The 25,926-nt window shown below is 60.9% G+C and carries 28 protein-coding genes; 22 read left to right on the top strand and 6 right to left on the bottom strand.

Annotation, left to right across the window (positions count from 1 at the left end; translation table 11 throughout):
- The first annotated feature begins 9 nt into the window (after positions 1-9).
- A complete protein-coding gene (locus M5B97_RS04975) occupies positions 10-1,113 on the top strand; it encodes a sigma-54 dependent transcriptional regulator (protein ID WP_134660008.1) in 1,104 nt (367 codons plus the stop codon).
- Here M5B97_RS04975 and M5B97_RS04970 read toward each other — a convergent pair.
- Positions 1,102-1,467: an antibiotic biosynthesis monooxygenase gene (locus M5B97_RS04970; protein WP_248730901.1), complete on the bottom strand. Its 366-nt coding sequence runs from the start codon at positions 1,465-1,467 to the stop codon at positions 1,102-1,104. The genes M5B97_RS04975 and M5B97_RS04970 overlap by 12 nt on opposite strands.
- 100 nt (positions 1,468-1,567) lie before the next feature.
- Between M5B97_RS04970 and soxR the strand changes: the two genes are divergently transcribed.
- From soxR to M5B97_RS04945, 5 genes are all read left to right on the top strand, one after another.
- Positions 1,568-2,011 (top strand): redox-sensitive transcriptional activator SoxR, encoded by a 444-nt coding sequence (soxR, locus tag M5B97_RS04965; protein WP_134660007.1) that lies wholly within the window; start codon positions 1,568-1,570, stop codon positions 2,009-2,011.
- 161 nt (positions 2,012-2,172) lie between these two features.
- Positions 2,173-2,634 carry a VOC family protein gene (locus M5B97_RS04960; protein ID WP_248730900.1) on the top strand — a complete coding sequence of 154 codons (462 nt, stop codon included), beginning with the start codon at positions 2,173-2,175 and terminating at the stop codon, positions 2,632-2,634.
- A 124-nt stretch (positions 2,635-2,758) separates the two neighbouring features.
- The gene (locus M5B97_RS04955; protein WP_248730899.1) at positions 2,759-3,634 is read left to right on the top strand and encodes an alpha/beta hydrolase; all 876 of its coding nucleotides are present in this window, start codon (positions 2,759-2,761) and stop codon (positions 3,632-3,634) included.
- Positions 3,635-3,719: 85 nt separating this feature from the next.
- Entirely contained in the window at positions 3,720-5,024 is a 1,305-nt protein-coding gene (locus tag M5B97_RS04950) for a dicarboxylate/amino acid:cation symporter (RefSeq protein WP_248730898.1), read from the top strand.
- 43 nt (positions 5,025-5,067) lie between these two features.
- A complete protein-coding gene (locus M5B97_RS04945) occupies positions 5,068-5,982 on the top strand; it encodes a LysR substrate-binding domain-containing protein (protein ID WP_123714373.1) in 915 nt (304 codons plus the stop codon).
- 35 nt (positions 5,983-6,017) lie between these two features.
- Here M5B97_RS04945 and leuD read toward each other — a convergent pair whose 3' ends face one another.
- Together leuD and leuC are read right to left on the bottom strand one after the other, a co-directional pair.
- Positions 6,018-6,632, bottom strand: a complete 615-nt coding sequence (gene leuD, locus M5B97_RS04940; RefSeq protein ID WP_123714372.1) for a 3-isopropylmalate dehydratase small subunit — start codon at positions 6,630-6,632, stop codon at positions 6,018-6,020.
- Positions 6,629-8,047, bottom strand: a complete 1,419-nt coding sequence (leuC, locus tag M5B97_RS04935) for a 3-isopropylmalate dehydratase large subunit (RefSeq protein WP_248730897.1) — start codon at positions 8,045-8,047, stop codon at positions 6,629-6,631. Before leuC ends, leuD begins: the two co-directional genes overlap by 4 nt.
- 272 nt (positions 8,048-8,319) lie before the next feature.
- On the opposite strand from leuC, the gene M5B97_RS04930 reads away from it, so the two are divergent.
- From M5B97_RS04930 to M5B97_RS04895, 8 genes are read left to right on the top strand one after another with little or no spacing between them, the layout of a single operon-like run.
- Complete coding sequence (locus M5B97_RS04930) at positions 8,320-9,519, top strand: PepSY domain-containing protein (protein WP_248730896.1); 1,200 nt, start codon at positions 8,320-8,322, stop codon at positions 9,517-9,519.
- A complete protein-coding gene (locus tag M5B97_RS04925; RefSeq protein WP_248730895.1) occupies positions 9,519-10,058 on the top strand; it encodes a thiamine pyrophosphate-binding protein in 540 nt (179 codons plus the stop codon). The genes M5B97_RS04930 and M5B97_RS04925 overlap by 1 nt, the downstream gene beginning before the upstream one ends.
- A complete protein-coding gene (locus M5B97_RS04920) occupies positions 10,055-10,378 on the top strand; it encodes a hypothetical protein (RefSeq protein WP_248730894.1) in 324 nt (107 codons plus the stop codon). The genes M5B97_RS04925 and M5B97_RS04920 overlap by 4 nt, the downstream gene beginning before the upstream one ends.
- The gene (locus M5B97_RS04915; RefSeq protein ID WP_248730893.1) at positions 10,375-10,935 is read left to right on the top strand and encodes a DUF6162 family protein; all 561 of its coding nucleotides are present in this window, start codon (positions 10,375-10,377) and stop codon (positions 10,933-10,935) included. The genes M5B97_RS04920 and M5B97_RS04915 overlap by 4 nt, the downstream gene beginning before the upstream one ends.
- 19 nt (positions 10,936-10,954) lie before the next feature.
- Positions 10,955-11,875, top strand: a complete 921-nt coding sequence (locus M5B97_RS04910; RefSeq protein ID WP_123714366.1) for a metal ABC transporter substrate-binding protein — start codon at positions 10,955-10,957, stop codon at positions 11,873-11,875.
- Positions 11,872-12,618 (top strand): metal ABC transporter ATP-binding protein, encoded by a 747-nt coding sequence (locus M5B97_RS04905; RefSeq protein WP_248730892.1) that lies wholly within the window; start codon positions 11,872-11,874, stop codon positions 12,616-12,618. Before M5B97_RS04910 ends, M5B97_RS04905 begins: the two co-directional genes overlap by 4 nt.
- Positions 12,615-13,514: a metal ABC transporter permease gene (locus M5B97_RS04900; RefSeq protein WP_090365864.1), complete on the top strand. Its 900-nt coding sequence runs from the start codon at positions 12,615-12,617 to the stop codon at positions 13,512-13,514. Before M5B97_RS04905 ends, M5B97_RS04900 begins: the two co-directional genes overlap by 4 nt.
- Positions 13,514-14,470 carry a zinc ABC transporter substrate-binding protein gene (locus M5B97_RS04895; RefSeq protein ID WP_248730891.1) on the top strand — a complete coding sequence of 319 codons (957 nt, stop codon included), beginning with the start codon at positions 13,514-13,516 and terminating at the stop codon, positions 14,468-14,470. The genes M5B97_RS04900 and M5B97_RS04895 overlap by 1 nt, the downstream gene beginning before the upstream one ends.
- Here the strand turns inward: M5B97_RS04895 and M5B97_RS04890 are convergent.
- The gene (locus M5B97_RS04890; protein ID WP_123714362.1) at positions 14,451-15,176 is read right to left on the bottom strand and encodes a UTRA domain-containing protein; all 726 of its coding nucleotides are present in this window, start codon (positions 15,174-15,176) and stop codon (positions 14,451-14,453) included. The two genes, M5B97_RS04895 and M5B97_RS04890, sit on opposite strands and share 20 nt — an antisense overlap.
- Before the next feature lie 351 nt (positions 15,177-15,527).
- Between M5B97_RS04890 and M5B97_RS04885 the strand changes: the two genes are divergently transcribed.
- The 8 genes from M5B97_RS04885 to M5B97_RS04850 all read left to right on the top strand — a co-directional run bounded on the left by M5B97_RS04885 (position 15,528) and on the right by M5B97_RS04850 (position 25,198).
- A complete protein-coding gene (locus tag M5B97_RS04885; RefSeq protein ID WP_123714361.1) occupies positions 15,528-16,595 on the top strand; it encodes an ABC transporter substrate-binding protein in 1,068 nt (355 codons plus the stop codon).
- A gap of 197 nt (positions 16,596-16,792) precedes the next feature.
- Entirely contained in the window at positions 16,793-17,599 is an 807-nt protein-coding gene (locus M5B97_RS04880) for an alkaline phosphatase family protein (protein WP_248730890.1), read from the top strand.
- Positions 17,600-17,640: 41 nt separating this feature from the next.
- Complete coding sequence (locus M5B97_RS04875; protein WP_248730918.1) at positions 17,641-18,441, top strand: ABC transporter permease subunit; 801 nt, start codon at positions 17,641-17,643, stop codon at positions 18,439-18,441.
- On the top strand, positions 18,428-19,228 hold the full coding sequence (locus tag M5B97_RS04870; RefSeq protein ID WP_123714358.1) for an ABC transporter permease: 801 nt from the start codon (positions 18,428-18,430) through the stop codon (positions 19,226-19,228). The genes M5B97_RS04875 and M5B97_RS04870 overlap by 14 nt, the downstream gene beginning before the upstream one ends.
- Positions 19,225-20,214, top strand: a complete 990-nt coding sequence (locus tag M5B97_RS04865) for an ABC transporter ATP-binding protein (protein ID WP_123714357.1) — start codon at positions 19,225-19,227, stop codon at positions 20,212-20,214. Before M5B97_RS04870 ends, M5B97_RS04865 begins: the two co-directional genes overlap by 4 nt.
- A gap of 30 nt (positions 20,215-20,244) precedes the next feature.
- The gene (locus tag M5B97_RS04860) at positions 20,245-20,898 is read left to right on the top strand and encodes an HAD family hydrolase (protein WP_248730889.1); all 654 of its coding nucleotides are present in this window, start codon (positions 20,245-20,247) and stop codon (positions 20,896-20,898) included.
- Between the two features lie 332 nt (positions 20,899-21,230).
- Entirely contained in the window at positions 21,231-23,312 is a 2,082-nt protein-coding gene (locus M5B97_RS04855; RefSeq protein ID WP_248730888.1) for a carboxy terminal-processing peptidase, read from the top strand.
- 116 nt (positions 23,313-23,428) lie between these two features.
- On the top strand, positions 23,429-25,198 hold the full coding sequence (locus tag M5B97_RS04850) for a bifunctional diguanylate cyclase/phosphodiesterase (protein ID WP_248730887.1): 1,770 nt from the start codon (positions 23,429-23,431) through the stop codon (positions 25,196-25,198).
- Here M5B97_RS04850 and M5B97_RS04845 read toward each other — a convergent pair.
- Together M5B97_RS04845 and M5B97_RS04840 are read right to left on the bottom strand one after the other, a co-directional pair.
- The gene (locus tag M5B97_RS04845) at positions 25,195-25,566 is read right to left on the bottom strand and encodes a hypothetical protein (protein ID WP_005786715.1); all 372 of its coding nucleotides are present in this window, start codon (positions 25,564-25,566) and stop codon (positions 25,195-25,197) included. The genes M5B97_RS04850 and M5B97_RS04845 overlap by 4 nt on opposite strands.
- Positions 25,563-25,901 (bottom strand): helix-turn-helix transcriptional regulator, encoded by a 339-nt coding sequence (locus tag M5B97_RS04840; protein ID WP_248730886.1) that lies wholly within the window; start codon positions 25,899-25,901, stop codon positions 25,563-25,565. The genes M5B97_RS04845 and M5B97_RS04840 overlap by 4 nt, the downstream gene beginning before the upstream one ends.
- Between the last annotated feature and the right edge of the window lie 25 nt (positions 25,902-25,926).

Below are 25,926 nucleotides of genomic sequence, written 5' to 3'. Positions count from 1 at the left end.
GAGGTGCCCATGCAGCTTTTAACCCTACCGCCCTCGCCCGCCCTCGCGACCTCGATCCGCGCCACGGCCCAGGTCTTCGAAGACCCCAAATCCCAGGCGCTGCTCGACCACATCCAGCAAGTCGCCCCCAGTGAAGCCAGCGTGTTGATTATCGGCGAGACCGGCACCGGTAAAGAGCTGGTGGCGCGGCATATCCATAACCTCAGCGCACGGCGCAACCGGCCGTTCGTGGCGGTGAACTGCGGGGCGTTCTCCGAATCCCTGGTTGAAGCCGAACTGTTCGGCCACGAAAAAGGCGCGTTTACCGGCGCCCTCAGCGCCAAGGCCGGCTGGTTCGAAGAGGCCGACGGCGGCACCTTGTTCCTGGATGAAATCGGCGATTTGCCGATGGCAATCCAGGTCAAGCTGTTACGCGTCCTGCAAGAGCGCGAAGTCGTACGCCTGGGCTCACGCAAGAGTATTCCGATTGACGTGCGCGTACTCGCCGCGACCAATGTGCAATTGGAAAAAGCCATCAATGCCGGGCATTTCCGCGAAGATCTCTATTACCGCCTCGACGTGGTCAGCCTGGAACTCAGCCCATTGCGCGAGCGCCCCGGCGATATCCTTCCGCTGACCCGACACTTCATCGAAGCCTACAGCCAGCGCCTGGGCTACGGCCCGATCACCATCAGCCGCGAGGCCGAGTACAAGCTCAAGAGCTACAGTTGGCCGGGCAATATTCGTGAACTGGAGAACGTGATTCATCACACACTGCTGATCTGCCGTAACGGCGTGATCGAGCGTGACGATTTGCGCCTGTCGAACATGCGCATCGAACGCCAGGACGACAGCCAGCATGCCACCGACAACAGCGCCAACGCGCTGCTGGAACGCGCTTTCCAAAAACTCTTCGAGGAGCAGGCAGGCGCGCTGCATGAGAAAGTCGAAGACGCTCTGCTGCGCGCCGCCTACCGTTTCAGCCATTACAACCAAGTACACACCGCGAACTTGCTGGGCCTGAGCCGCAACGTCACGCGCACACGCCTGATCAAGATCGGCGAACTGGCGGTGAACAAGCGCCGCCCGGGGGAAAATGTACAGGGCGAGCGGATGCTGCACCTATCCATTTAAACGGCAATGCAAGGCGTTGTCGTGGCTACGCTCGAAGCTGCGCAACACCTGGAACGAACCGAAGGTCACCGCCGTGGCCTGATGGGCGCGGATCAATGTCCAGAAATCTTCTTCGCCGTGCTCAAAACACTTGAACGCCGCCTCGCCGTCTTCCCGCGAGCGCCACTGCAGGTAATTGAGCACTCGCCGCCCATCGTCACTGACTTGCACACTCGCATTGATAAAGCCGCCATGGCGCTGGGCCAGGCGCTCGCTCTGAGTGGACAAGGCCGCCACCAGGGCGAGTTGTTGCCGGGGTTCGATCTGAAATTCGATCAATTGAGTGAAGCTGCGATTCTTCTCTGATACCTGCATGAACACTCCCCTTTCTCTGTAGGCAGAATCTTGCGATTCGATGTCCCGCAGGGTAAAACCTCTAGTTAGGTCAAGGTCAAGCGCGAATTCGGAGATTGTCATGCTCAACAAAGAACTCACCGTCGGCCAGTTGGCTGCCCGCAGCGGCGTGGCCGTCACGGCCTTGCACTTCTACGAGACCAAGGGGCTGATCACGAGCAATCGCAATGCCGGCAATCAACGGCGTTACCCAAGGGATGTGTTGCGGCGTGTCGTGGTAATCAAGATCGCCCAACGCCTGGGCATTCCGCTGGCGACGATTGGCGAAGCGCTGCAAACCTTACCCAACGGGCGTACGCCCACCGCCGAGGATTGGGAACGTTTGTCGGCGTTGTGGCGGGAGGACCTGGATGAGCGCATCAACAAGCTGATGCTGCTGCGGGACAAACTCAGCGGCTGTATTGGCTGCGGGTGTTTGTCGCTGCAGGCGTGCCCGCTGCGCAATCAGGACGACAAGCTCGGTGAGTGCGGCCCGGGCGCTCAATTGCTGGAGCCCACGCCCTGAGCCTTAGAGAGTGGACGCGGAGCGTGGAGGTCGGCAATCCACGCCAATCGACCGTTCACCATTGCCTGGCCGACATCTCGTCGGTTGACCGCAGGCCACGGTTGGCGTGGCCTATAGTGAAACAGCCGTACCTCCCTGAACCACCACCTGAGGAGAACGAGATGAGCGTTAAACCTATTCCTGAGGGTTTTCATACCCTCACCCCCTACCTGGGCGTCGAAAAAGCCGTCGAAGCCATTGAGTTCTACAAGAAAGCATTCAACGCCACTCAAGTCATGCGCCTGGATATGCCCGATGGCAGGGTTGGTCATGCTGAACTACGCATTGGCGACTCGCCGATTATGCTCGGCTCGCCGTGCGATGAAAGTCCCTTCGGTAGCCCGCGTGACGGCTACACCAGCGTCGGCCTGCATTTATATGTGAACGATGTCGATGCGCAGTACAAACAAGCCATCGCCGCCGGTGGTATTGCGGTCTCCGAACCCAAGGACCAGTTTTATGGCGACCGCAGCGGCACGCTGAAAGACCCGTTCGGTCATATCTGGTTTCTGGCCACGCACAAAGAAGACCTCACCGAAGCGCAAATCCACCAACGCGCCGAAGAGCTGTTCAAGCAAAGCTGAGCCCGCAGGAGCGAGCTTGCTCGCTCCTGAATCACACTTCATGAACACCCCCTCCACGTTTTCCTCCTTGCCCCGGGCGCGGTGTGATTCCAGGATGCAGGCAATCATCACAAGGAGTCATTCCATGTTCGCCGGATTCCAAAAAGACCAGCGCCACGTCAACGGCGTCAACATCAGTTACCGCAAAGGCGGTAGCGGTCCCGGCCTGCTCCTGCTGCACGGGCACCCGCAAACCCATGTGATCTGGCACAAAGTCGCCGAACAGCTGGCCGCGCATTTCACCGTGGTGGCCGCCGACCTGCGCGGTTATGGCGACAGCAGCAAGCCGCCCGCCAACGAAGGGCACACCCACTATTCAAAACGGGAAATGGCCAGAGACGGCGTTGAGCTGATGCAGGCGTTGGGCTTCGACACCTTCTCGGTACTGGCCCATGATCGTGGCGCCCGTGTCGCCCATCGCCTGGCGCTGGACCATCCCCAGGCAGTGCAACGCATGGTGCTGCTGGACATCGCACCGACCTTGTCGATGTACGCACAAACCGATGAAGCCTTCGCCCGTGCCTACTGGCACTGGTTCTTCCTGATCCGCCCGGCGCCACTGCCGGAAGCGCTGATCGAGAGCAATCCCGAGCTGTACCTGCGCAGCGTGATGGGCAGCCGCAGCGCCGGGCTCAAGCCATTCACCGATGAAGCCTTCGCTGAATACCTGCGCTGCCTGAAGCTGCCCGGCAGCGCCACCGGCATTTGCGAAGACTACCGCGCCGCCGCCGGTATCGACCTTGAGCATGACCAGGCCGACATCGACGCCGGCAACCACCTGAACCTGCCATTGCTGGTGATGTGGGGCGCCGAAGGCACTGTCGGACGTTGTTTCGAGCCGCTCAAGGAATGGCGCAAAGTCGCTACCGATGTACGCGGCAAGGCTCTGCCGGCCGGCCATTACATCGCCGAAGAAGCGCCTGAATTATTGCTGGGCGAAGTCCTGACCTTCCTTCGCTGAAGCCCTGATCCACCACCCCCCGCGCAGGCGCGCCAACGCCTGCGACGGGGTCTGCTTGCCCAAAAAAGACCGCGAGATAATAACAATGACAATCAGAAAACTGCTGGGAACCCTGTATGTGCAGGTGCTCATCGCCATCGCGCTGGGCGTGTTGATCGGCCATGTATGGCCCCAGATCGGTATCGACCTCAAGCCGTTGGGCGACGGGTTTATCAAGCTGATCAAAATGATCATCGGCCCGATCATCTTCTGCACCGTGGTCAGCGGCATCACCAGCATGCACGATGTGAAACAGGTGGGCCGGGTCGGTGGCAAGGCGTTGCTGTACTTCGAGATCGTCTCCACCATCGCCCTGCTGATCGGTGTCCTGGCCGCACACCTGCTGCACCCGGGCGTGGGCTTCAACATTGACGTAAAGACCCTCGACAGCTCGGCTATCGCAGGGTTTGTCGGCCAGGCCGAACATGGCGAAGGCATCACCGGGTTTCTGCTGAACGTGGTCCCCACGACGTTCTTCGACGCATTCTCCAAGGGGGAAATCCTGCCCGTGCTGTTCGTCTCCGTGCTGTTCGGCATTGGCCTGGTGATGGTCGGCGAAAAGGGACGGCCACTGGTCGGCGTGATCAATCAGGCCAGCGAAGTATTTTTCCGCATCGTGGGCATCATCAGCCGCGTGGCGCCCATCGGTGCCTTCGGCGCCATTGCCTTCACCATCGGCAAATACGGCGTGGGTTCGCTGCTGCCGCTGCTCAAGCTGGTGGGCACTTTCTATGTCACCGCGTTTTTCTTTGTCACCCTGGTGCTGGGCAGCATTGCCCGCTACGCCGGGTTCAGCATTTTCAAGCTGCTGGGCTATATCAAGTCGGAGTTGTTGATCGTGCTCGGTACCAGTTCTTCGGAATCGGCGCTGCCGCAATTGATCCAGAAGCTCGAAAGCCTGGGCGCGTCCAAGGGCGTGGTGGGTATCGTGGTGCCGACCGGCTACACCTTCAACCTGGACGGCACCAACATCTATATGACCTTGGCGGTGCTGTTCCTGGCGCAGGCCACCAACATCCACCTGCCGCTGGAACAACAACTGACCCTGCTCGCGGTCGCCATGCTGACGTCCAAGGGCGCCGGCGCGGTGGTCGGCGCGGGCTTTGTGGCGCTGGCGGCAAGCCTGGCGGTGGTGCCGACCGTGCCAGTGGCGGCGATGGTGCTGATTCTCGGTGTCGACCGCTTCATGGCCGAATGCCGTTCGCTGACCAATATCATCGGCAACGCAGTCGCCGCCCTGGTGGTGGCTGCCTGGGAAGGTGAGCTGGATCGCGACAAGATGGCGCCGATTGCACTCAAGCATGGCCGCCATGCCCGAGCTGCAGCACGGGCGAAAATCGCCGCCGAGTAAGCGGTGCTATTCTGGCGGCTCATGCCGCCAGGTCTGCTTTTTGATGACTCATAAGAAAGATACCGTGCCCCTACCCGAAGACCTGCGGGTGTTCCTGACCGTCATCCGCAAGGCCGGCTTCGCCGCTGCCGCCGATGAGCTTGGGCTGTCGCCGGCGTATGTCAGCAAACGCATCCAGATCCTCGAAACCACCCTGGCCACCCGCCTGCTGCACCGCACCAGCCGCCGCATCGCCCTGACCGAAGACGGCGAGCGGGTACAGCGCTGGGCCGTGCGCATCCTCGAAGATTTCCAGCAATTGTCCGATGAGCTGTCCGACGCCCACGGCAGCCCCCGCGGCCATCTGCATCTGTGCAGCAGCTTCGGCTTTGGCCGCAACCATGTGGCCCCCGCCCTGTCGTTGCTGGCCGAGCAGTACCCGGACCTGGAAGTCCGCCTGGACGTATTCGACCGCGTGGTGGATATCGTCAGCGAAGGTTTCGACTTGGAGATTCGTGTCGGCGATGACATTCCCGGCCAACACATCGGCCGGCGCCTGGTGAGCAATCGCCGCGTACTCTGCGCCGCGCCCGCCTACCTGGAACGCCGAGGCACGCCGCAACACTTGAGTGACCTGGAGCAACACGACTGCCTGGTCCTCAAGGAGCGCGACAACCCGTTCGGTATCTGGAGCCTGGAGCGCGACGGCAGCCATGAAAGCGTGCGCGTACGCGGGCCGTTGTCCTCCAACAGTGGCGAAATCGTGTTGCAGTGGGCATTGGATGGGCGCGGGGTGCTGCTGCGCTCGATGTGGGATGTAAAACCGTTGCTGGAACAAGGCAAGCTGGTGCAGGTGCTGCACGGCTACACCCAGAGCGCCAACGTGTGGGCGGTGTACCCGACACGGTTGGCTTACTCCGGGAAGTTGAGGGCGTGTGTAGAGTTTTTAGAGGAGCACTTCAAGGATCTTTCGATCTAAATACGCCGTGTGCCCCCACCAAACAATGTGGCAGCTCAGTTGAGCCAGGGGTTGGCCGCGAGGTGTCGGCGTTCGAAAGCCTTGATCTCATCACTGCGCTGCAATGTACTGCCGATTGCATCCAGCCCCAGCAACAACGCCGTCTTGCGCAGGCTGTCGATCTGGAACGGGATCACCTGGCCGTCGGCCAAGCCAATCTCTTGAGTTTCAAGGTTGACGCTGATCTGCGCCTGATCGGGATGGCTGACGATTTGCCCGAGTTTCTGTAACACCGCGGCTTCCAGGGTAATCAGCAATACCCCGTTGCGCTGGCAGTTGTCATAGAAAATCCCGGCAAAGCTGCTGCCGATGAGCGCACGAATGCCCATCTGCTTCAGGCCCCACACGGCGTGCTCACGGCTGGAGCCGCAGCCGAAATTCGGCCCCACGACCATGAAGCGTGCGCCCTGCCAGGCCGGTTGGTTGAGCACAAACTCAGGGTTGGGTTCGCCGGACGCCAGAAAGCGCAAATCGAAAAACAGCCCTCGGTCCAGGCCACTGCGGTCGATGCCCTTGAGAAACTGCTTGGGCATGATCACGTCGGTGTCGATATTTGCCGCCAGCATGGGCGCTGCCTTGCCGGTGATCAGGGTGAACGGTTGCAGGCTCATAGACGGTCTCCAAAGTGACGTATATCGGTGAGGCGGCCGGTGACGGCGGCGGCGGCGACCATCGCCGGGCTCATCAGGTGGGTGCGTGCACCGGCCCCCTGGCGGCCTTCGAAATTGCGGTTGGTGCTGGAGGCGCAGCGGTCGCCGGGGGCCAGCACGTCGTCGTTCATGGCCAGGCACATCGAGCAGCCCGACTGACGCCATTCGAAACCTGCCGCGATAAAGATCGCCGCCAGCCCTTCGGCTTCGGCCTGGTCGCGTACTTCAGTGGAGCCCGGCACGATCATCGCCCGCACGTGCTCGGCCACGTGTTTGCCACGCACCACTCGGGCCGCGTCGCGCAGATCTTCAATACGGGCGTTGGTGCAGGAGCCGATAAACGCATGGCTGATCACGATATCGCTCAACGGCATGCCGGCCTGCAGGCCCATGTAGCTGAGGGCTCGGCGCATGTCCTGGCGCAAGATCGGGTCGCTGATGTCTTGCGGGTCGGGCACGCGGGCGCCGATGGGCGCGGCCTGGTCGGGGCTGGTGCCCCAGGTGACCATGGGTTCCAGCGTGCCGGCATCCAACTGCACTTCCTGATCGAACACGGCGTCGGCGTCCGAATACAGCTGGCGCCAGCTCACCAGGGCCTGTTCCCACAATTCGCCCTTGGGTGCGCGGGGTTTGTCTTTGAGGTAGGCGAAGACTTTTTCGTCCGGCGCCATGAATGCGCCGCGCGCGCCCGCCTCCACGGCCATGTTGCAGATAGTCATGCGCGCTTCGACGCTTAATGCATCGAGGGTGGAACCGCAAAACTCAATGGCGTAACCGCTGGCGCCGGAGGCGCCGATCTTGCCGATCAACGCCATGATCACATCCTTGGACGTCAGGCCCGCGCCCAACGTACCGTCGACGGTCACCCGCATGCTTTTCAGGCGTTTGTAGACCAGCGTCTGCGAGGCCAGCAGGTGCTCGATTTCAGAGGTGCCGATACCAAAGCCGAACGCGCCCAGCGCACCGTAGGTGGTGGTATGGCTGTCACCGGCGGCAATCACCATGCCCGGCAGGATAAAGCCCTGCTCCGGCGCGATAACGTGTTCGATGCCCTGGCGTTTATCGAGAATGTCCAGCAACTCGATGCCGAAGTCCCGGCAATTTTGCGCCAGGTAAGACACTTGGCGCGCACCGCCCGCATCCGGCATCGCCGCAATGCGCTTGGGCGTGGTGGGGTTGACGTGGTCGACCACCGCCAGCGCCGTGCCTGGGCGCCACACGGTGCGCCCGACCTCGCGCAGACCGCTGAACGCCTGGGGGCTGGTGTATTCGTTGATCACTTGACGGTCGATATACAGCAGGACATGGCCCTGATCATCCAGGGCACACACCGTATGGGCGTCGATGTGTTTGTCGTAGAGGGTTCTGGCAGTCATTTTTCTCAAGGCTCACTCAACGGTATACGCCCATCCTACGCAGCGCCCCGGCCCCATCAATGGCAACCGGGTGATGGCTGGGAACATGTTTCGTGTTCAATCCAGGCTTGAATACGCAGGAAACTCGAACCAGAAACATTTTCTTTCATTTCCCGCTTAGGGATTTCCCATTCTCATTCGTCTTAATTTAGATACAGCCCGTCGCGTCAGCAAAAGCTACGACCGGCCTTTTCCGGGCCTCCTTTGCCCCTCCGTTCAAGACCCGCATTCACATGTCGAAGAAGTCACGCTCAAAACTCTGGTTTCTCATACACAGCTGGCTGGCATTGCCCATCTGGTTCTTTGTGCTGATCGTCTGCGTCACCGGCACCCTGGCGGTGGTCAGCCAGGAGATCGTATGGCTGGCCAACCCGGATATCCGCGCGAGCAAACCGTCGGATGACGCCCAACTGCTGAACTTCGACCAGGTGATCGCCGCGATCAAACAGGCCGAACCCCAGGTTATCGTGCAGTCGATCATCCGCCCGGATGAATCGCACTTCGCCCTGAGCGTCGGCCTCACCTACCCCGACGGGCGCTCGGTGGAGGCCTACGTCAACCCGTATTCCGGGGCAATCCAGGGCCTCAGTCCGTCATTCGATTTCAAGCAATTCACCCGCGCCCTGCATGGCTGGTGGCTGGTGCCGTTCACCAACGGCTACAGCTGGGGCTGGTACCTGGTTTCGCTGCTCGGCCTGCCGCTGCTGGCATCACTGGTCACCGGGCTGGTGGTGTACAAGCGTTTCTGGAAGGGCTTTTTCAAACCGACCCTGCGCATCCGCCACGGCGCGCGGATCTTCTGGGGCGACTTCCACCGCCTGAGCGGGATCTGGTCGATCTGGTTCATTGCGGTCATTTCCATCACCGGCACCTGGTTCCTGATCCAGGCGATCCTGGCTGACAACCAGATTTCCATCTCCAGCGAACCTATCGTGCCAGTGATTGCTCGCGAGAAAGTGCCGCTGTCGGCCCCCGGCGTGCCGGCGCCCATGATCACTCTGGACGACGCAATCAGGATTGCCGGCGAGCGTATCCCGGGGCTGGACGCCACCTTTGTGTTCCTGCCCAGCAATGCCTACAGCCACCTGCAGATCGGCGGGCGCGGCTGGTACCCCTTGATGTTCCAGACCGCACAGTTGAATCCCTATAACGGTGAAATCGGCGTCTCGCACCAATTGTCCGACCGCACCGCGCTGGAGTTCGTCACCGAGTCCATGCGCCCGCTGCATACCGGCGACTTCGGCGGCCTGTGGATCAAACTGATCTGGGCGCTCTTCGGCCTGGTGCTGAGCATGATGGTGTTGAGCGGCCTGCTGATCTGGACCAAACGCACGGCCCTGGCCACCCTCAATGCCCTCAGGCGCGAGGCCAAGGCCCCGCGGCGATCGGCGCTCATTCAAGCGTTGCAGGTTGAAACCACGGAGGGCAACTGATGAGCAAGACCGTCCCAGCCGCACCGCCTTCGCCACTGCGGGCCCTTTGGCTGAAATGGCGCTTCCATATCAACATTCTGCTGATCCTCGTGCCGCTGGGGTTCATGCCCCGCTACTTTTCCGAAGCGGCCCTGTTTCGCGGAGACGCCGGTATCGGCGAGCGAGTGGCCGCAGACGTGCAGGTCGGCCCCTGGAGCCTGACCCTCGCCGAATTTCGCAACGAAGGCCCGCGACCGGACCCGGCCGGCCCGATGAAACAGTTCAACGCCGCCCTGTGCGCCACGTGCATCGAGCAGGTCAAGGCCACCTACCTGCGCATCGGCAAACCGCGCAGCCTGCGCGCCGCCGGGGTGATCTTCTTCGGCACGCCCTACCGCATGGGCGCGCTGTTGCCGGTGCCGGAACGCACGCCGCCCGACGCCGAACTGTGGATCACCATGGAAGGCTGGGACGGCAGCATGCACCAGGGTTCCATCCCGCTGAGCCAGGCCTCGCCTGCCACCATTGCCTGGCTGAACAAGCAAGGAGTCAAACCATGATTTTGAAGCGTCTATCCCACGCAGTGCTGGTGCTCTGCGCCGGTTTCAGTAACGTGGCCCTGGCCCACAACCCGATGTGCGAATGCAAGGAAATCCCCGGCGAGCAGATCCAGTGCACGGGTGGTTTTTCTGACGGCAGCGGCGCCCCGGGCGTGACCCTGGACGTGATCGGCTACGACGAAACCATCCTGCTGCCCGGCAAGCTTGGCCAGGACTCGACCCTGACTTTCAAGAAGCCCTCCGCCGAGTTCTACGTGCTGTTTGACGCCGGCCCCGGTCACGTCGTGGAAATCGACCAAGCGGACATCCAGCCACAATGAGTACCACACAGGTTGTACGCCCCGCCGGGGCCGGCCACGAAACCCTCTACGTGTTGCTGCTGTGCCTGATCATCCTCGCAGTGGCCGGCACGGTGGTGTCCCTGCATGGCGAACCCCAGGAGATTGCCGCGGTGCCCAGCCACCAGTTGGATGCCCGTCGCGACCTGAGCGCCGCCGAACAAGGCATCTACGCCGACCTGCGGGTGACCCTCGATGAAATCCAACTGCTGCAGCAAGAGCAGAACGCCCTGCCGACGCCCGAACACCTGGCCGAAGAAGGTTTTGCGCCATTTGCCCAGGACGCCAGCTCAGTCAGCCGCGGCGGCCATCGCTGGCAATTGCTTGAGCCGGCAGCCTATCTGGGCTTGAGCCAGGTGCCCGGCACCAGCGGTTCATTGTTGATGCGTGTGCACGGCGCCGAGCCGGATGTGTGGATCAACCGTCAAGCCAATCTTGCCGCCCCTACCGACCTGACCGACCCGGCCCTGATTGCCGCCGGTTGGCGGCAGGTAGTTACGCAATTCGATGCCGGCGTGACCCGCCAGCACCGTCACTGAACGAGAAGACCGATTACCCATGTCTATTTCATCGCCCCTGTTACGCCTGTTGCTGGTTGGCCTGTTGAGCCTGATGCTTGCTCCATTGGCCAACGCCGAGGCAGCCAAACGTCTGCGCGTCGGCATCACCCTGCACCCTTATTACAGCTACGTGGCCAATATCGTCGGCGACAAGGCCGACGTAGTGCCGTTGATCCCGGCCGGTTTCAACCCCCACGCCTACGAGCCGCGCGCCGAAGACATCAAGCGAATCGGCACCCTGGACGTGATCGTACTCAACGGCGTCGGCCATGACGATTTCGCCGATCGCATGATCGCCACCAGCGAGCGACCCGACATCCCGGTGATCGAAGCCAACGCCAACGTACCGTTGCTGGCCGCCACCGGTAACGCGGCACGTGGCGCCGGCAAGGTGGTCAACCCGCACACTTTCCTGTCGATCAGCGCGTCGATTGCCCAGGTCAACAACATCGCTCGCGAGCTGGGCAAGCTCGACCCGGACAACGCCAAGACCTACACCCAGAACGCGCGTGCCTACGGCAAACGCCTGCGCCAGATGCGTGCCGACGCGCTGGCCAAGCTGACCAGCGCGCCCAACCCGGACCTGCGCGTGGCTACGGTGCATGCGGCCTACGACTACCTGTTGCGCGAATTCGGTTTGGAAGTCACCGCCGTGGTCGAACCGGCGCACGGCATCGAGCCCAGCCCCAGCCAGTTGAAAAAAACCATCGACGAACTGCGCGCCCTGGATGTGAAGGTGATCTTCTCGGAGATGGATTTCCCGTCCACCTACGTCGAGACCATCCAGAGGGAATCCGGGGTGAAGCTGTACCCGCTGTCGCACATTTCCTACGGTGAATACACACCTGAAAAGTACGAAGTGGAGATGACCGGCAACCTCAACACCGTGGTGCGGGCGATCCAGGAGTCCGGGGCATGACGGCGGCGGAGCAATTGAAGGTGGCCAGCATCGGCCCGACCCTCGATTTCGACAAGGTGTCGTTGACCCTGGGCCGCACGACGATTCTTGACGATGTGAGCTTCCAGGTGCAGCCAGGCAGTATTCATGCGTTGGTCGGCCCGAACGGCGGTGGCAAGAGTTCACTGATCAAGACCCTGCTGGGGCAAACCCCGCACCAGGGCCAATTGCGCCTGCACTGGCCGACCACGCCCGGCACCATCGGCTATGTGCCCCAAGCCCTGGAGTTCGACCGGGGCTTGCCGATGACCGTCGATGACTTCATGGCCGCCATGTGTCAGCGGCGTCCGGCGTTTCTCGGCCTGTCCCGGCATTATGCCGGCGCGATAGGCGAAGCTCTGCAACGGGTGGGCATGCAGGACAAACGCAAACGGCGCATGGGCGCACTCTCCGGCGGTGAGCGCCAACGTGTGCTGCTGGCCCAAGGGCTGATCCCGGCGCCGCAATTGCTGGTGCTGGATGAACCGATGTCGGCGCTTGATGAAGCGGGTATCCAGGTATTCGAACGCCTGCTCAATGACTGGCGCCTGGCCGGTATCACGGTGTTGTGGATCGAACATGACCTTGAAGCCGTGGGCCGCCTGGCCGACCGCGTCACTGGCCTGAACCGGCGTGTGCTGTTCGACGCCTCGCCCAAAGAAGCGCTGACCCCGGATCGCCTGCTGACCCTGTTCTCCACTCACCCTCGGAGCGCGGCGCAATGAGTTATGAAGCTTTTCGCTTGATGGTCCAGGGCTGGGCCTCTTCCGGGTATCTGCCGGAAGCGCTGGCCTACGGTTTCGTGGTCAACGCCTTGCTTGCCGGTTTGTTGATAGGCCCGGTGTTGGGCGGCCTGGGCACGCTGGTGGTGGTCAAACGCTTTGCATTTTTCTCCGAAGCCGTCGGCCACGCCGCCCTGACGGGTGTGGCCGTGGGCATCCTGTTGGGCGAGCCCTACACCGGGCCCTACGGTGCGCTGTTCGGCTACTGCCTGTTGTTCGGCATCCTGCTCAACTACCTGCGCAACCGCACCGGCCTGGCGCCGGATACCCTGATCGGGGTGTTCCTCTCGGTGTCGCTGGCGTTGGGGGCGAGCTTGCTGCTGATCCTGGCGGGCAAGATCAACGTGCACATTCTGGAAAACGTATTGTTCGGTTCAGTGCTGACCGTCAATGGCAATGATTTGCTGGTGCTGGCAGTGGTCGGCGCACTGGTCATGGCCCTGGCGTTGCCGCTGTACAACCGCATCATGCTGGCCAGCTTCAACCCTCAGCTGGCAGCGGTACGCGGGGTGGCGGTGAAGACCCTGGATTACCTGTTCGTGATCCTGGTGACACTGATCACCGTGGCGGCGGTCAAGGTCATCGGCGCGATTCTGGTGGGTGCGCTGTTGGTGATTCCGGCCGCAGCGGCACGCCTGCTGAGCCAGTCGCTCAAAGGGTTCTTCTGGGTCTCAGTGGCGATCGCCACGGTGAGCACGCTGTGCGGCATCCTGTTGCCGATCATCTTCGACCTGCCCATCCCATCCGGTGCCGCGATCATTTTGACGGCCGGCATCGCCTTTGCCTTTGCCGCCATCGCGCGCGGCACTGTGCCCAGCCTCAAAGGGAATCTTGGATAATGCACCCAGTCTTTCGTCCACTGGCCTTGGCCATCGCGTGTTTGATCAGCACCTCGGTATCGGCAGCCGTCGATGGCGTCGAGCCCAGGCACGTCAAAGTCAACCAGGGCCTCGGCCAAGTCGCCCAGACCCAGGCCCAGAAGCCGGTCAAGGTCCTGGCCTCACTGCCGATTACCTACGGTTTGGCCGACGTGCTGCTCAAAGGCTCCGATGTGCAGCTCGAGCGCGCCGCGCCGGCCAACCTGCCCGGCTCGCGGCAAGTGTCGTATTTCACCGGCCGCGGCGCACAGGCTTTGAACGCCCTGGCCCAGGACGCCGACGCCGCCATCGGCCTGCGCTCACTGTGGGCAGATGATCCGCTCTATCCCGTGGCGCGACGCAGCAACATCCGCATCGTCGAAATCGACGCCGCACGTCCGGTGGACGGTGGTTTGCCAGGTATCGCCGTACAGCCTGGCGCCACCGATGGCCTGAACAGCCAGCCGTGGCAGTCGAGCAACAACATGGGGCGCATGGCTGATGTGATGGCCGCCGACCTGAGCCGTCTGGCACCTGCCGCCAAGCCGAAAATCGACGCCAACCTCGCCGCCCTCAAGCAGCGCCTGCTCAAGCTCACCGCCGACAGCGAGGCAAGATTGGCCAAGGCGGACAACTTGAGCGTGTTCAGCCTGAGCGATCACTTCGGATATCTGGTCAGCAGCCTGAACCTGGAAGTACTCGGCACCGACGCGCGGCCTGATACAGAGTGGACACCCGAAGCCTTGCAGCAATTAAGTGCCCGCTTGAAGGACGGCGATGTGGCTGTCGTGCTGCATCACCGCCAGCCCAGTGACGCAGTGAAAGCAGCAGTGATGGCAGGGGGTGCGCAGTTGCTGGTATTGAACGTTGATGGCACAGACCCGGTGGCGGAGTTGGAAACCAACGTGGATCAGGTGATCAAGACGCTGACCCCATGACATCCACCCCCACATGAATCGCATCGTGCCGCCAGAACTCCAGGTCGCAGTCGATCAACCGCTGATGCTGGTCATAGTTGACCCGGGCAATCCGCAGGCCCGGGCTGCCCACCGATACGCGCAACGCGGCGGCGGCTTCCACCGGCAACGAGGTGGGTACGATCTCGAAGCGTACGCGGCCGTAATGCAGATCGTATTTGCGCGCGTACAGCTCGGTCATTGACTGGTTCAGGTCACACGCCAGAATCCCAGGGAAGTACTGCGGGTTCAGGTAATGCTCCACATACAGCACCAAACGCCCATCAATGCGTCTACCCCGGCAGATCTGGATCACGCTGGACAGCGCCGGCAACTGCAACCACGCACACACGGCTGCCGAGGCCGGTTGCAAGCGAGCAGAAATCACTTCGGTCGACGCCACCCGCCCCTGGTCGCCAACCATCGCGTGAAAGTGGCTGCGCTGCATCAGGTTGTAGGCCAGCCTCGGCGGCGAGACAAACCAGCCGCGTCGCTCCTCACGATAGATCTGCCCCTGGGCTTCCAGCTGTAACAAGGCTTCCCGCACGGTAATGCGGGTGGTACCAAACAACTCGCTGAGCTTGCGCTCGGCGGGCAATTTACTCGCGGGCGCCAACAAGCCATGGTCGATCTGCTCTTGCAGCGCCAGGCCGATGGATGTCACCGCCTTGATTGCCTCATCACGCATCAACGTTACCTATCTGGACTAGACCAGCACCGTTCAGGTGCACAAACCGTGCTGTATTTGGGCTTCCACTGTTGCCTGTCAGCGTAGGCACTGCAGATGACCGGCAGATGACAGCCCGCGCCCACCCCTGGTCCATACCCTGCAATACATCGGCCAAGTCCAAGGCCAGCGGGCACTTGAGCATGGTCTACGCTGAGTCTGAAGTGAGCGACATCCACGATGTAAAAACGACATCGACATGAAACTGTCATCCAGTACGCCTAGATTGGCTCAGGTATTGCTGACCTAGACCAACACCACCGCAAACGTCGATAAAAAACGCAGCGTTGAAAACGCCCAAAGGAGCTTCGGATGAAACAGCTTTTCCTGGCATCACTGTTAGGCTCGACCATTGCCATGTGCACCGCCGCCATGGCAGCTGATACCGACTTGAAAACCTTGGAAGCCGCCGCGAAAGCGGAAGGCGCCGTCAACAGCGTCGGCATGCCCGATGACTGGGCCAACTGGAAAGGCACCTGGGATGACCTGGCCAAGACCTACGGCCTCAAGCACATCGACACAGACATGAGCTCGGCCCAGGAAATCGCCAAGTTCGCCGCCGAAAAAGACAATGCCAGCGCCGATATCGGTGACGTCGGCGCCGCCTTCGGCCCGATTGCGGTGAAACAGGGTGTGACCCAACCTTACAAACCCACCACCTGGGACCAAGTCCCGGATTGGGCGAAAGACAAAGACGGCAACTGGGCACTGGCCTACACCGGTACCATCGCCTTCATCGTCAACAAGAAGCTGCTGCACGGCTCCGAAGCTCCCAAAAGCTGGGCTGACCTGAAGACCGGTAAATACAAGGTCTCCATCGGTGACGTCAGCACCGCCGCACAGGCCGCCAACGGCGTATTGGCTGCTGCCCTGGCCAACGGTGGCGACGAAAAGAACATCCAGCCTGCGCTGCTGATGTTCGCTGAGATCGCCAAGCAGGGTCGCCTGTCGCTGGCCAACCCGACCATCGCCACCATGGAAAAAGGTGAAGTGGAAGTCGGCGTGGTCTGGGACTTCAACGGCTTGAGCTACAAAGCCAAGATGGCCAACCCGGATGATTACACCGTATTGATCCCATCGGACGGCTCGGTGATTTCCGGCTACACCACCATCATCAACAAATACGCCAAGCACCCGAACGCCGCCAAGCTGACTCGCGAATACATCTTCAGCGATGCCGGCCAGACCAACCTGGCGCGCGGCAACGCACGTCCGATCCGTGCCGAGCACCTGACCCTGCCCGCCGAGGTTCAGGCCAAGTTGCTGCCGAACGAGCAGTACAAAAAAGTCACGCCGATCAAAGACGCCGATGCGTGGGAGAAGACTTCCAAGGCACTGCCGCAGAAGTGGCAGGAAGAAGTCATCATCAATATGCAGTAAGGCTTCAGCCCACATTGGATGTCCACCGGAGATCCAATGTGGGAGGGGCTTGCGTGGAAGGGGGCTGGCTCCCGATAGCGGTGTGTCATTGAACACCCACACTGGCTGATCCTCCGCTATCGGGAGCAATCCCCCTCCCGCACGTTTATCCCGTTTTACAGGCATACCCATCCAAGCCCATCGGAGCTCCAGTCCCTATGAAGCACAACGTCATCCTTGTGGTGCTTGATGGCCTGAACTACGAGGTTGCCCGACATGCCATGGGGCACCTCCAGGCCTACATCGGCGCAGGACGCGCAGCGCTCTACAAACTGGAATGTGAATTACCGTCGCTCTCGCGGCCCCTGTATGAATGCATCCTCACCGGCGTACCACCGGTCGACAGCGGCATCGTGCACAACAACGTTTCACGCCTGTCCAATCAACGCAGCATTTTCCATTACGCCACTGACGCCGGGCTCACCACAGCGGCGGCGGCTTACCATTGGGTCAGCGAGTTGTATAACCGCACGCCCTTCGTCGCCTCCCGTGATCGTCATACCGACGACAAGGCGCTGGCGATCCAGCATGGGCATTTCTACTGGAATGACCACTACCCCGATTCCCACCTGTTTGCCGACGCGGAAAGCCTGCGCTGCAAGCACACACCGAATTTCCTGGTGGTGCACCCGATGAACATTGATGACGCTGGCCACAAACACGGCCTCGACACCGCGCAGTACCGCAACAGCGCACGCACGGCCGACATTATCCTCGCCGATTACCTGCAAGGCTGGCTCGACGCCGGCTACCAGGTACTGGTGACTGCCGACCACGGCATGAACAACGATCGCTCCCACAACGGCCTGCTGCCGGAAGAACGGGAAGTGCCGCTGTTCGTACTGGGTTCGGCCTTCAATTTCAGCCCCACTGCGCGCCCGAGGCAAACCGAACTGTGCGGCACCGTCTGCGAACTGCTCGGCGTGCCCCACGACAAACCTGTATGCCGGGAGCTGCTGAAGTGAACGCCCTGACCCGCGGCAAATGGCTGGCGATCCTGTGCCTGATGCCGTTTGCACTGTTCTTCATCGTGTTTGAAATCGCACCGCTGGTGTGGGTAATGATCAATAGCCTGCAGTCGGAGGAGTTCGGCTGGGGCCTGGCCAACTTCAGCAAAATCTTCAGTTCGAAGTTCTACCTGCAGGCCATCCAGTACAGCCTGGAGATCAGCTTCTACTCCAGCGTGTTCGGGATCATCATTTCGGTGCTTGGCAGCTATTCGTTGCGCCGCGTGGACTCGCCCCTGCGCAACTTCGTGACGGCGTTCGCCAACATGACGAGCAACTTTGCCGGCGTGCCCCTGGCCTTCGCGTTCATCATCCTGCTGGGTTTCAACGGCAGCATCACGATCATGCTCAAGCAGGCCGGGATCATTCAGGACTTCAACCTGTACTCCAAGACCGGCCTGATCATTCTCTATACCTACTTCCAGATTCCGCTGGGCGTGCTGCTGCTCTACCCGGCCTTCGATGCATTACGTGAAGACTGGCGCGAATCGGCCTCGCTGCTCGGCGCCAGCGGCTGGCAGTTCTGGCGGCACATCGGCCTGCCGGTGCTCACCCCGGCGCTGCTGGGCACCTTCGTGATCCTGCTGGCCAACGCCCTCGGCGCCTATGCCACGGTGTACGCACTGACCACCGGCAACTTCAACGTGCTGCCGATTCGTATCGCAGCGATGGTTTCCGGCGACATCTCCCTGGACCCCAACATGGCCAGCGCCCTGGCCGTGGTGCTGGTGGCGCTGATGACGGTAGTCACCGTGGTCCATCAACTGCTGCTCAAGAGGAGCTACCATGTCTCGCGCTGAAGCCGGCCCGGCCTCCCTCTACCATCGGGTCGTGGTGTACCTGCTGTTTGCGATTCTGGTGCTGCCGCTGGTGGGCACCTTTGTCTACTCCATCGCCAGCAGTTGGTCGGCGACGATCCTGCCCGCCGGGTTTACCGTGAAATGGTATGTGCAACTGTGGAGCGACCCGCGTTTCCTGGCGGCCTTCGGCCAGTCGTTGTTGGTGTGCGTGGGCGCGCTGATCCTGTCGGTGGTGCTGATTCTACCGCTGCTGTTCGTGGTGCATTATCACTTCCCCAAGCTCGACGCATTGATGAACATCCTGATCCTGCTGCCCTTCGCGGTGCCACCGGTGGTGTCCTCGGTGGGTTTGCTGCAACTCTACGGCTCGGGACCGATGGCGATGGTGGGCACGCCGTGGATCCTGATCGGTTGCTACTTCACCGTGGCGCTGCCTTTCATGTATCGGGCGATCACCAACAACCTGCAAGCCATCAACCTGCGTGACCTGATGGACGCCTCCCAACTGCTCGGCGCCAGCACCTGGCAGGCGGCAATCCTGGTGGTGCTGCCGAACCTGCGCAAAGGCCTGATGGTGGCGTTGCTGCTGTCGTTCTCATTCCTGTTCGGTGAGTTCGTGTTCGCCAATATCCTGGTGGGCACACGCTACGAGACCCTGCAGGTGTACCTGAACAACATGCGCAACAGCAGCGGTCACTTCACCAGCGCCGTCGTCATTTCCTATTTCTTCTTTGTGCTGGTGCTGACCTGGGCCGCCAATATCTTGAACAAGGACAAAAGCCAATGAGCTTCGTCAGCGTCCAACATCTGCAAAAAGGCTACGCCGGCACTCCGGTGTTCAGTGACATCAACTGCGAGATCGCCAAGGGCGAGTTCGTCACCCTGCTCGGCCCGTCCGGTTGCGGCAAATCGACCTTGCTGCGCTGCATCGCCGGGCTGACCTCAGTGGACAGTGGGAAAATCCTGCTGGACGGACAGGACATCGTCCCGCTGAGCCCGCAGAAGCGAAACATCGGCATGGTGTTCCAAAGCTATGCGCTGTTTCCCAACATGACCGTGGAACAGAACGTCGCCTTCGGCCTGCGCATGCAAAAGGTCAACGCCGATGACAGCCACAAGCGTGTGCAGGAAGTGCTGCAACTGGTGGAACTCAAGGACCTCGCCGGCCGCTACCCGCACCAGATGTCCGGCGGGCAATGCCAGCGTGTGGCCCTGGCTCGCTCCCTGGTGACCCGCCCGCGCCTGCTGCTGCTGGACGAACCACTGTCGGCACTGGATGCACGGATTCGCAAGCACCTGCGCGAGCAGATCCGTCAGATCCAGCGCGAACTGGGCCTGACCACGATCTTCGTGACCCATGACCAGGAAGAGGCACTGACCATGTCGGACCGCATCTTTCTGATGAACCAGGGCAAGATCGTGCAAAGTGGCGACGCCGAAACCCTCTACACCGCACCGGTTGACGTATTCGCCGCCGGCTTTATCGGCAACTACAACCTGCTCGACGCCGACAAGGCCAGCCAACTGCTGCAACGCCCGATCAAAGGGCGCATCGCGATTCGCCCCGAAGCCATCGAACTGAGCCGCAGCGGCGAGCTGGACGCCATGGTGCGCAGCCACAGCCTGTTGGGCAACGTGATTCGCTATCGCATTGAAGCGCGTGGCGTGGAGCTGGTTGTGGACGTACTCAACCGCTCGGCCGACGATCTGCACCCGGACGGGCAACGCCTGGCACTTTCCATCGACCCCAGTGCGTTGTGTGAAGTAGCCTGATGCAACGATTTACCTGAGAGAGTGTAACGGATGGCATTGGTAATTTTTGATCTGGACGACACCTTGATCCACGGCGACTGCGCCACCCTATGGAGCGAACAGATGGGCCGCCTGGGCTGGGTCGACCCTGAGCCCTTCATGCGCAAGAACAACGAACTGATGGACGCCTATAGCCAGGGCAAGCTGTTGATGGAAGATTTCATGAAATTCAGCCTGGAGCCGATGATCGGCCGCACGCCGGAAGAAATCGAGCATCTGGTGGAGCCGTGGGTCGAAGACGTGATCGAACCGCTGATCTACAGCGATGCCACCAAGACCATCGCCCGCCACCGCGCGCAAGGCGACCGGATTCTGGTGATTTCGGCATCGGGCACACATCTGGTGAGGCCGATTGCGGCCCGCATCGGTATCGATGAAGTGCTGGGGATCGATCTGGACATCAGCCATGGCGTGTACAGCGGCCAGACCGTGGGTGTGCTGACCTATCGCGAAGGCAAGATCACACGCTTGCTGGCCTGGCTGGAACAGACAGGCGAAACATTGGAGGGCGCGTACTTCTACTCGGATTCGCGCAATGATCTGCCGTTGTTGAGCAAGGTCGAGTTCCCGCAGGCGGTCAATCCCGAGCCGGTGCTGCGGGCCCATGCCGAACAGGCAGGCTGGCCGATCCATCATTGGATCTGATGGCGGGTTTTCTGGATTAAAAAACCATCACCTGTGAGCGCATTCCAATTGGGGCCTGATTTTCATCAACCCGGGACAAACGCTCGAAAACGTCGCTATTGAGTCGTACAAATGCGAACTTGGCCTACGTTACGGGTAGGACCGGGCCCCTATAACCACGCCACATGACCTCCAACGCCTTGCAATGCTTTCACAGTGCCTCCATAGTGAGTCCGGACTGAGCCCGTAGCAGTAGCGCCGGGCTTTTTGCATTATGCGACCGGCCCATATGGAACCGGCGACTTCAAAGACGGCCTAATATGCGTTATCAATTGCCCCCGCGTCGAATCAGCATGAAGCATTTGTTCCCCAGCACCGCCCTCGCTTTTTTCATTGGTCTCGGCTTCGCGTCGATGTCGACCAATACGTTCGCAGCCAACAGCTGGGACAATCTTCAGCCTGATCGCGATGAGGTGATTGCCAGCCTTAACGTCGTCGAGTTGCTCAAGCGCCATCACTACAGCAAGCCGCCGTTGGATGACGCTCGCTCGGTGATCATCTACGACAGCTACCTCAAGCTGCTGGATCCATCGCGCAGCTACTTCCTGGCCAGCGATATCGCTGAGTTCGACAAGTGGAAGACGCAGTTCGACGACTTCCTCAAGAGCGGCGACCTGCAGCCCGGCTTTACCATCTACAAGCGTTACCTGGACCGCGTCAAAGCGCGTCTGGACTTCGCCTTGTCAGAGCTGAACAAAGGCATCGACAAGCTCGACTTCACCCAGAAGGAAACCCTTCTGGTGGACCGCAAGGACGCGCCTTGGCTGACCAGCACCGCCGCTCTCGACGACCTGTGGCGCAAACGCGTCAAGGATGAAGTGCTGCGCTTGAAGATCGCCGGGAAAGATCCAAAGGCCATCCAAGAGCTGTTGACCAAGCGCTACAAGAATCAGCTGGCACGTCTGGATCAGACCCGTGCCGAAGATATCTTCCAGGCCTATATCAATACCTTTGCGATGTCCTACGACCCGCACACCAATTATCTGTCGCCGGATAACGCAGAAAACTTTGATATCAACATGAGTCTGTCGCTGGAAGGCATCGGTGCCGTCCTGCAAAGCGACAATGACCAGGTCAAGATCGTGCGTCTGGTGCCGGCAGGCCCGGCGGACAAGACCAAGCAGGTCGCTCCGGCCGACAAGATCATCGGCGTGGCCCAGGCCGACAAGGAGATGGTCGACGTGGTCGGCTGGCGCCTGGACGAAGTGGTGAAACTGATCCGTGGGCCGAAAGGCAGCGTGGTGCGCCTGGAAGTAATTCCGCACACCAATGCACCGAACGATCAGACCAGCAAGATTGTGTCGATCACCCGAGAAGCGGTGAAGCTCGAAGACCAGGCCGTACAGAAGAAAATCCTCAAGCTCAAGCAGGATGGCAAGGATTACAAGCTGGGTGTGATTGAAATCCCGGCCTTCTACCTGGACTTCAAAGCCTTTCGAGCTGGCGATCCGGACTACAAGAGCACCACCCGCGACGTTAAGAAAATCCTGACGGAACTGCAGAAAGATAAAGTCGACGGCGTGGTCATCGACCTGCGCAACAACGGCGGCGGTTCTCTGCAGGAAGCGACCGAGCTGACCAGCCTGTTTATCGACAAAGGCCCGACCGTGTTGGTACGCAACGCCGATGGCCGTGTCGACGTACTGGAAGACGAGAACCCGGGTGCCTTCTACAAAGGACCGATGGCGTTGTTGGTCAACCGTCTTTCGGCGTCGGCTTCGGAGATTTTCGCTGGCGCCATGCAGGACTACCACCGCGCGATGATCATTGGCGGCCAGACCTTCGGTAAAGGCACCGTGCAGACCATCCAGCCGCTGAACCATGGCGAGCTCAAGCTGACGCTGGCCAAGTTCTACCGGGTTTCCGGGCAAAGCACCCAGCATCAGGGCGTGCTGCCGGATATCGATTTCCCGTCGATTATCGACACCAAGGAAATCGGCGAGAGCGCCCTGCCCGAAGCCATGCCGTGGGACACCATCCGCCCTGCCATCAAGCCGGCGTCGGACCCGTTCAAACCATACCTGGCGCAGTTGAAGGCTGACCATGATGCTCGTTCCGCCAAGGATGCCGAGTTCGTGTTCATTCGCGACAAGCTGGCTCTGGCCAAAAAGCTGATGGAAGAAAAAACCGTCAGCCTCAACGAAGCGGATCGCCGTGCGCAGCACACCGACATCGAGAATCAGCAACTTGCACTGGAAAACGCCCGCCGCAAGGCCAAGGGCGAAGACCCGCTCAAGGAACTGAAGAAAGAAGATGAAGATGCACTGCCGGCCGAAGCGGAAAAAACCAAACCGGAAGACGACGCTTATCTGGCCGAAACCGGCAGGATCCTGCTGGACTACCTCAAGCTCAGCAAGCAGGTGGCCAAGCAGTAAATGATAGCGATTTAATATGAGCACTCCCCAGAGTGTCATCATATAGACATCATTCTGTCGTGAAATGAAGGACCGCAGGCTCAGCCTGCGGTCCTTTTTTTTCGATCGAGATCGCCATGACCATGACCGAACAGCTGAATGCATTGGGCTCTATTCTCGCTCATGGCAGTCTGCACAGCTTGTTCCAACCTATCATCTGCCTGTCCGAACGGCGCATCCTCGGTTATGAAGCCCTCAGCCGAGGGCCATCCAACAGCCCATTGCACTCCCCCGTCGCCCTGTTCTCGGTGGCCAGCCAAGCGGGGCGCCTCAGTGAACTGGAAATGGCTTGCCGCGAAAGCGCATGTCGACGCTTCAGCGAGCAGAAGCTGCCGGGCAAGCTGTTCCTGAATATCTCGCCGGAATCCTTGATGGAAACTGCGCACCAGCCGGGACGTACCCTGCAATTGCTGCGCGACTTCGGCATTCCACCCAGCCAGGTCGTCATCGAACTGACCGAGCAGACCCCCACCAACGACTTCGCCCTTCTGCAAACCGCCCTGCACCATTACCGCCACATGGGCTTTGCCATTGCCCTGGATGACTTGGGCGCCGGGTATTCCAGCCTGCGCCTGTGGTCGGAACTGCGCCCGGACTACGTGAAGATCGACCGGCACTTTATCGACGGCATTCACCAGGACGCACTCAAGCGCGAGTTCGTCGGCTCCATCCTGCAAATCGCCAAGGCGTCCCATGCCCAGGTCATCGCCGAGGGTATTGAACTGCCTGAAGAGCTGGCGGTGTTGACGGAGATGGGCGTCGACCTGGTTCAAGGCTATCTGCTCTGCCGGCCGCAGGAACAACCGCCGCAGGAAGCGCGCGTGATGCTACCCAAGCACGACAGCGCCAATACCGTTCTCAGCGAAGAAGGCAGCGACCTCAGCGCCCTGCTCAATGAACAACCGGCCGTGGATCAGGACACGGCCACTGCCCAGGTGCTGGAGTCCTTTCGCCGCCAGGCCAACTTGAACTCGCTGGCCGTGCTGGACCGGCGCGGCCACCCGGTCGGCATTGTGCATCGACACTCGCTTTCCGATGCGTTGCTCAAGCCCTTCGCTACCGACCTGTTCGCGCGAAAGCCCATCAGTCGCTTGATGAGCGATGACTTCCTGGCTGTGGAGTTGAGCCAATCGCTTCAGCAAGTCAGCCGCTTGTTGACCAGCCGCGCACGCCAACGCATCGAAGAAGATTTCATCATTACGCTCAATGGAGATTACTTGGGCCTGGGCCGGGTGATTGATGTGCTCAAGCTCATCACCGAGCTGAAAATCCAACAAGCACGCTACGCCAACCCGCTGACCCTGCTACCGGGCAACGTGCCAATCCAGCAGTGCCTGACGCGGTTGTTGCAGCAACAGCGTGAGTCCGTGATTTGCTACGTGGATATCGACAGCTTCAAGCCGTTCAATGATATCTACGGCTACGGACGCGGGGATGAGGTGCTGCTGTGCCTGGCGCAGTGCCTGAACGACCGGATCGACCCCAGCCGGGACTTCGTCGGACATATTGGCGGTGATGATTTTTTGCTGGTGCTCGGTCCGCAGGATTGGCGCAAGCGGCTCAACCAGTTGCTGGATGATTTCCACACCCAGTGCCGACGCTTCTATCGCGCCGAACACCTCGAGGCCGGCTGCTTCGTGGCGCTGAACCGCCAGGGCATAAGGCAGGAGTTTGCGTTGCTGTCGTTGTCCATCGGCGTGGTGCACCTGTATCCGCAGGCCTGTGGGCAACTGGATGCCAGCCAGTTGGCGGAACTGGCCTCCCAGGCCAAACACCATGCCAAGAATGTGGCCGGCTACAGCATCCATGTGATCGACAGCGCGGATATGCTGCCCCAGGCGCTTTAAGCTTCGGCGGATTCCGGGTATTCGTATTCGAACACCCGCACTACCTCCGAGGCGTGCCAGGAGGCTGCGGCCACGCCGTCGGAGGGGCCACTGAACCGTCCCAGGCGCTCCACACACTCAAAGAAACCGGTGCGTGGCAAGCGGCTGGCCCCCTGGCTGATCACCAGGGAGCTGCGCAGTGGCTGCTCGGCCTTGGCATCCAACGCCGCCAGGTGTTCGAGTGCGGCAGCCAAGGTTTGCATGGCGGGTGTAGGAAACTGCAGGCGCTCCAACAGCGCGCGGTAAGTCAGCAGGTGGCGCTGGCGGCGCGCCTGGTCCAGCTCGTTGAGTAATCCATCCCAGTGTTGACGGCTGATACGTAGGCTCAAGATTCATCCCTCCAACCTGCAACGCCCAATTCCCAGGCCAGGCTGCGGCGGATAGCAGCATCCGGCTGGCGCTCACCACTTTCAATCAATCCAAGGTACGAAGGGCTGATACCCACCGTGCGGGCCAGGGCTTCGATGGCCAAGCCCTTGCCCTCACGCAAGCCACGCAGCTCGGCGAGCGCGCGCAACGCGTGATCGGGAGACACCTGGGCGGCAGAAGACAGAGTCGGAGCGGGTTGTTGCTGGCCGGCAGCTTTAAGCAGCGCCTGGTACTGGTCCCATGGCAACACCGCGTATTCGGGTTCGCCATCGCGTGAAATGATCTGAATATCCATGACTGCCCCGTAGGATAACAACACT

This window comes from Pseudomonas sp. MWU13-2517 (genome assembly GCF_023242545.1).
GTDB lineage: Bacteria > Pseudomonadota > Gammaproteobacteria > Pseudomonadales > Pseudomonadaceae > Aquipseudomonas.
Note: the sequence above shows the minus strand (reverse complement) of the source record. Positions and strands in the feature narration are given on the sequence as shown.

Excerpts from the sequence above, each read along its gene's own strand:
- M5B97_RS04865 (WP_123714357.1), top strand. The coding sequence starts at position 19,225 with ATGAGCTTCGTCAGCGTCCAACATCTGCAAAAAGGCTACGCCGGCACT.
- M5B97_RS04905 (WP_248730892.1), top strand. The coding sequence starts at position 11,872 with ATGACGGCGGCGGAGCAATTGAAGGTGGCCAGCATCGGCCCGACCCTC.
- M5B97_RS04900 (WP_090365864.1), top strand. The coding sequence starts at position 12,615 with ATGAGTTATGAAGCTTTTCGCTTGATGGTCCAGGGCTGGGCCTCTTCC.
- soxR (WP_134660007.1), top strand. The coding sequence starts at position 1,568 with ATGCTCAACAAAGAACTCACCGTCGGCCAGTTGGCTGCCCGCAGCGGC.
- M5B97_RS04885 (WP_123714361.1), top strand. The coding sequence starts at position 15,528 with ATGAAACAGCTTTTCCTGGCATCACTGTTAGGCTCGACCATTGCCATG.
- leuD (WP_123714372.1), bottom strand. The coding sequence starts at position 6,632 with ATGAGCCTGCAACCGTTCACCCTGATCACCGGCAAGGCAGCGCCCATG.
- M5B97_RS04970 (WP_248730901.1), bottom strand. The coding sequence starts at position 1,467 with ATGCAGGTATCAGAGAAGAATCGCAGCTTCACTCAATTGATCGAATTT.
- M5B97_RS04920 (WP_248730894.1), top strand. The coding sequence starts at position 10,055 with ATGATTTTGAAGCGTCTATCCCACGCAGTGCTGGTGCTCTGCGCCGGT.
- M5B97_RS04880 (WP_248730890.1), top strand. The coding sequence starts at position 16,793 with ATGAAGCACAACGTCATCCTTGTGGTGCTTGATGGCCTGAACTACGAG.
- M5B97_RS04955 (WP_248730899.1), top strand. The coding sequence starts at position 2,759 with ATGTTCGCCGGATTCCAAAAAGACCAGCGCCACGTCAACGGCGTCAAC.
- M5B97_RS04950 (WP_248730898.1), top strand. The coding sequence starts at position 3,720 with ATGACAATCAGAAAACTGCTGGGAACCCTGTATGTGCAGGTGCTCATC.
- M5B97_RS04960 (WP_248730900.1), top strand. The coding sequence starts at position 2,173 with ATGAGCGTTAAACCTATTCCTGAGGGTTTTCATACCCTCACCCCCTAC.
- M5B97_RS04870 (WP_123714358.1), top strand. The coding sequence starts at position 18,428 with ATGTCTCGCGCTGAAGCCGGCCCGGCCTCCCTCTACCATCGGGTCGTG.
- M5B97_RS04930 (WP_248730896.1), top strand. The coding sequence starts at position 8,320 with ATGTCGAAGAAGTCACGCTCAAAACTCTGGTTTCTCATACACAGCTGG.
- M5B97_RS04910 (WP_123714366.1), top strand. The coding sequence starts at position 10,955 with ATGTCTATTTCATCGCCCCTGTTACGCCTGTTGCTGGTTGGCCTGTTG.
- M5B97_RS04855 (WP_248730888.1), top strand. The coding sequence starts at position 21,231 with ATGAAGCATTTGTTCCCCAGCACCGCCCTCGCTTTTTTCATTGGTCTC.
- M5B97_RS04925 (WP_248730895.1), top strand. The coding sequence starts at position 9,519 with ATGAGCAAGACCGTCCCAGCCGCACCGCCTTCGCCACTGCGGGCCCTT.
- M5B97_RS04860 (WP_248730889.1), top strand. The coding sequence starts at position 20,245 with ATGGCATTGGTAATTTTTGATCTGGACGACACCTTGATCCACGGCGAC.
- M5B97_RS04945 (WP_123714373.1), top strand. The coding sequence starts at position 5,068 with ATGACTCATAAGAAAGATACCGTGCCCCTACCCGAAGACCTGCGGGTG.
- M5B97_RS04975 (WP_134660008.1), top strand. The coding sequence starts at position 10 with ATGCAGCTTTTAACCCTACCGCCCTCGCCCGCCCTCGCGACCTCGATC.
- M5B97_RS04895 (WP_248730891.1), top strand. The coding sequence starts at position 13,514 with ATGCACCCAGTCTTTCGTCCACTGGCCTTGGCCATCGCGTGTTTGATC.
- M5B97_RS04840 (WP_248730886.1), bottom strand. The coding sequence starts at position 25,901 with ATGGATATTCAGATCATTTCACGCGATGGCGAACCCGAATACGCGGTG.
- M5B97_RS04915 (WP_248730893.1), top strand. The coding sequence starts at position 10,375 with ATGAGTACCACACAGGTTGTACGCCCCGCCGGGGCCGGCCACGAAACC.
- M5B97_RS04890 (WP_123714362.1), bottom strand. The coding sequence starts at position 15,176 with ATGCGTGATGAGGCAATCAAGGCGGTGACATCCATCGGCCTGGCGCTG.
- M5B97_RS04850 (WP_248730887.1), top strand. The coding sequence starts at position 23,429 with ATGACCATGACCGAACAGCTGAATGCATTGGGCTCTATTCTCGCTCAT.
- M5B97_RS04875 (WP_248730918.1), top strand. The coding sequence starts at position 17,641 with ATGCCGTTTGCACTGTTCTTCATCGTGTTTGAAATCGCACCGCTGGTG.
- leuC (WP_248730897.1), bottom strand. The coding sequence starts at position 8,047 with ATGACTGCCAGAACCCTCTACGACAAACACATCGACGCCCATACGGTG.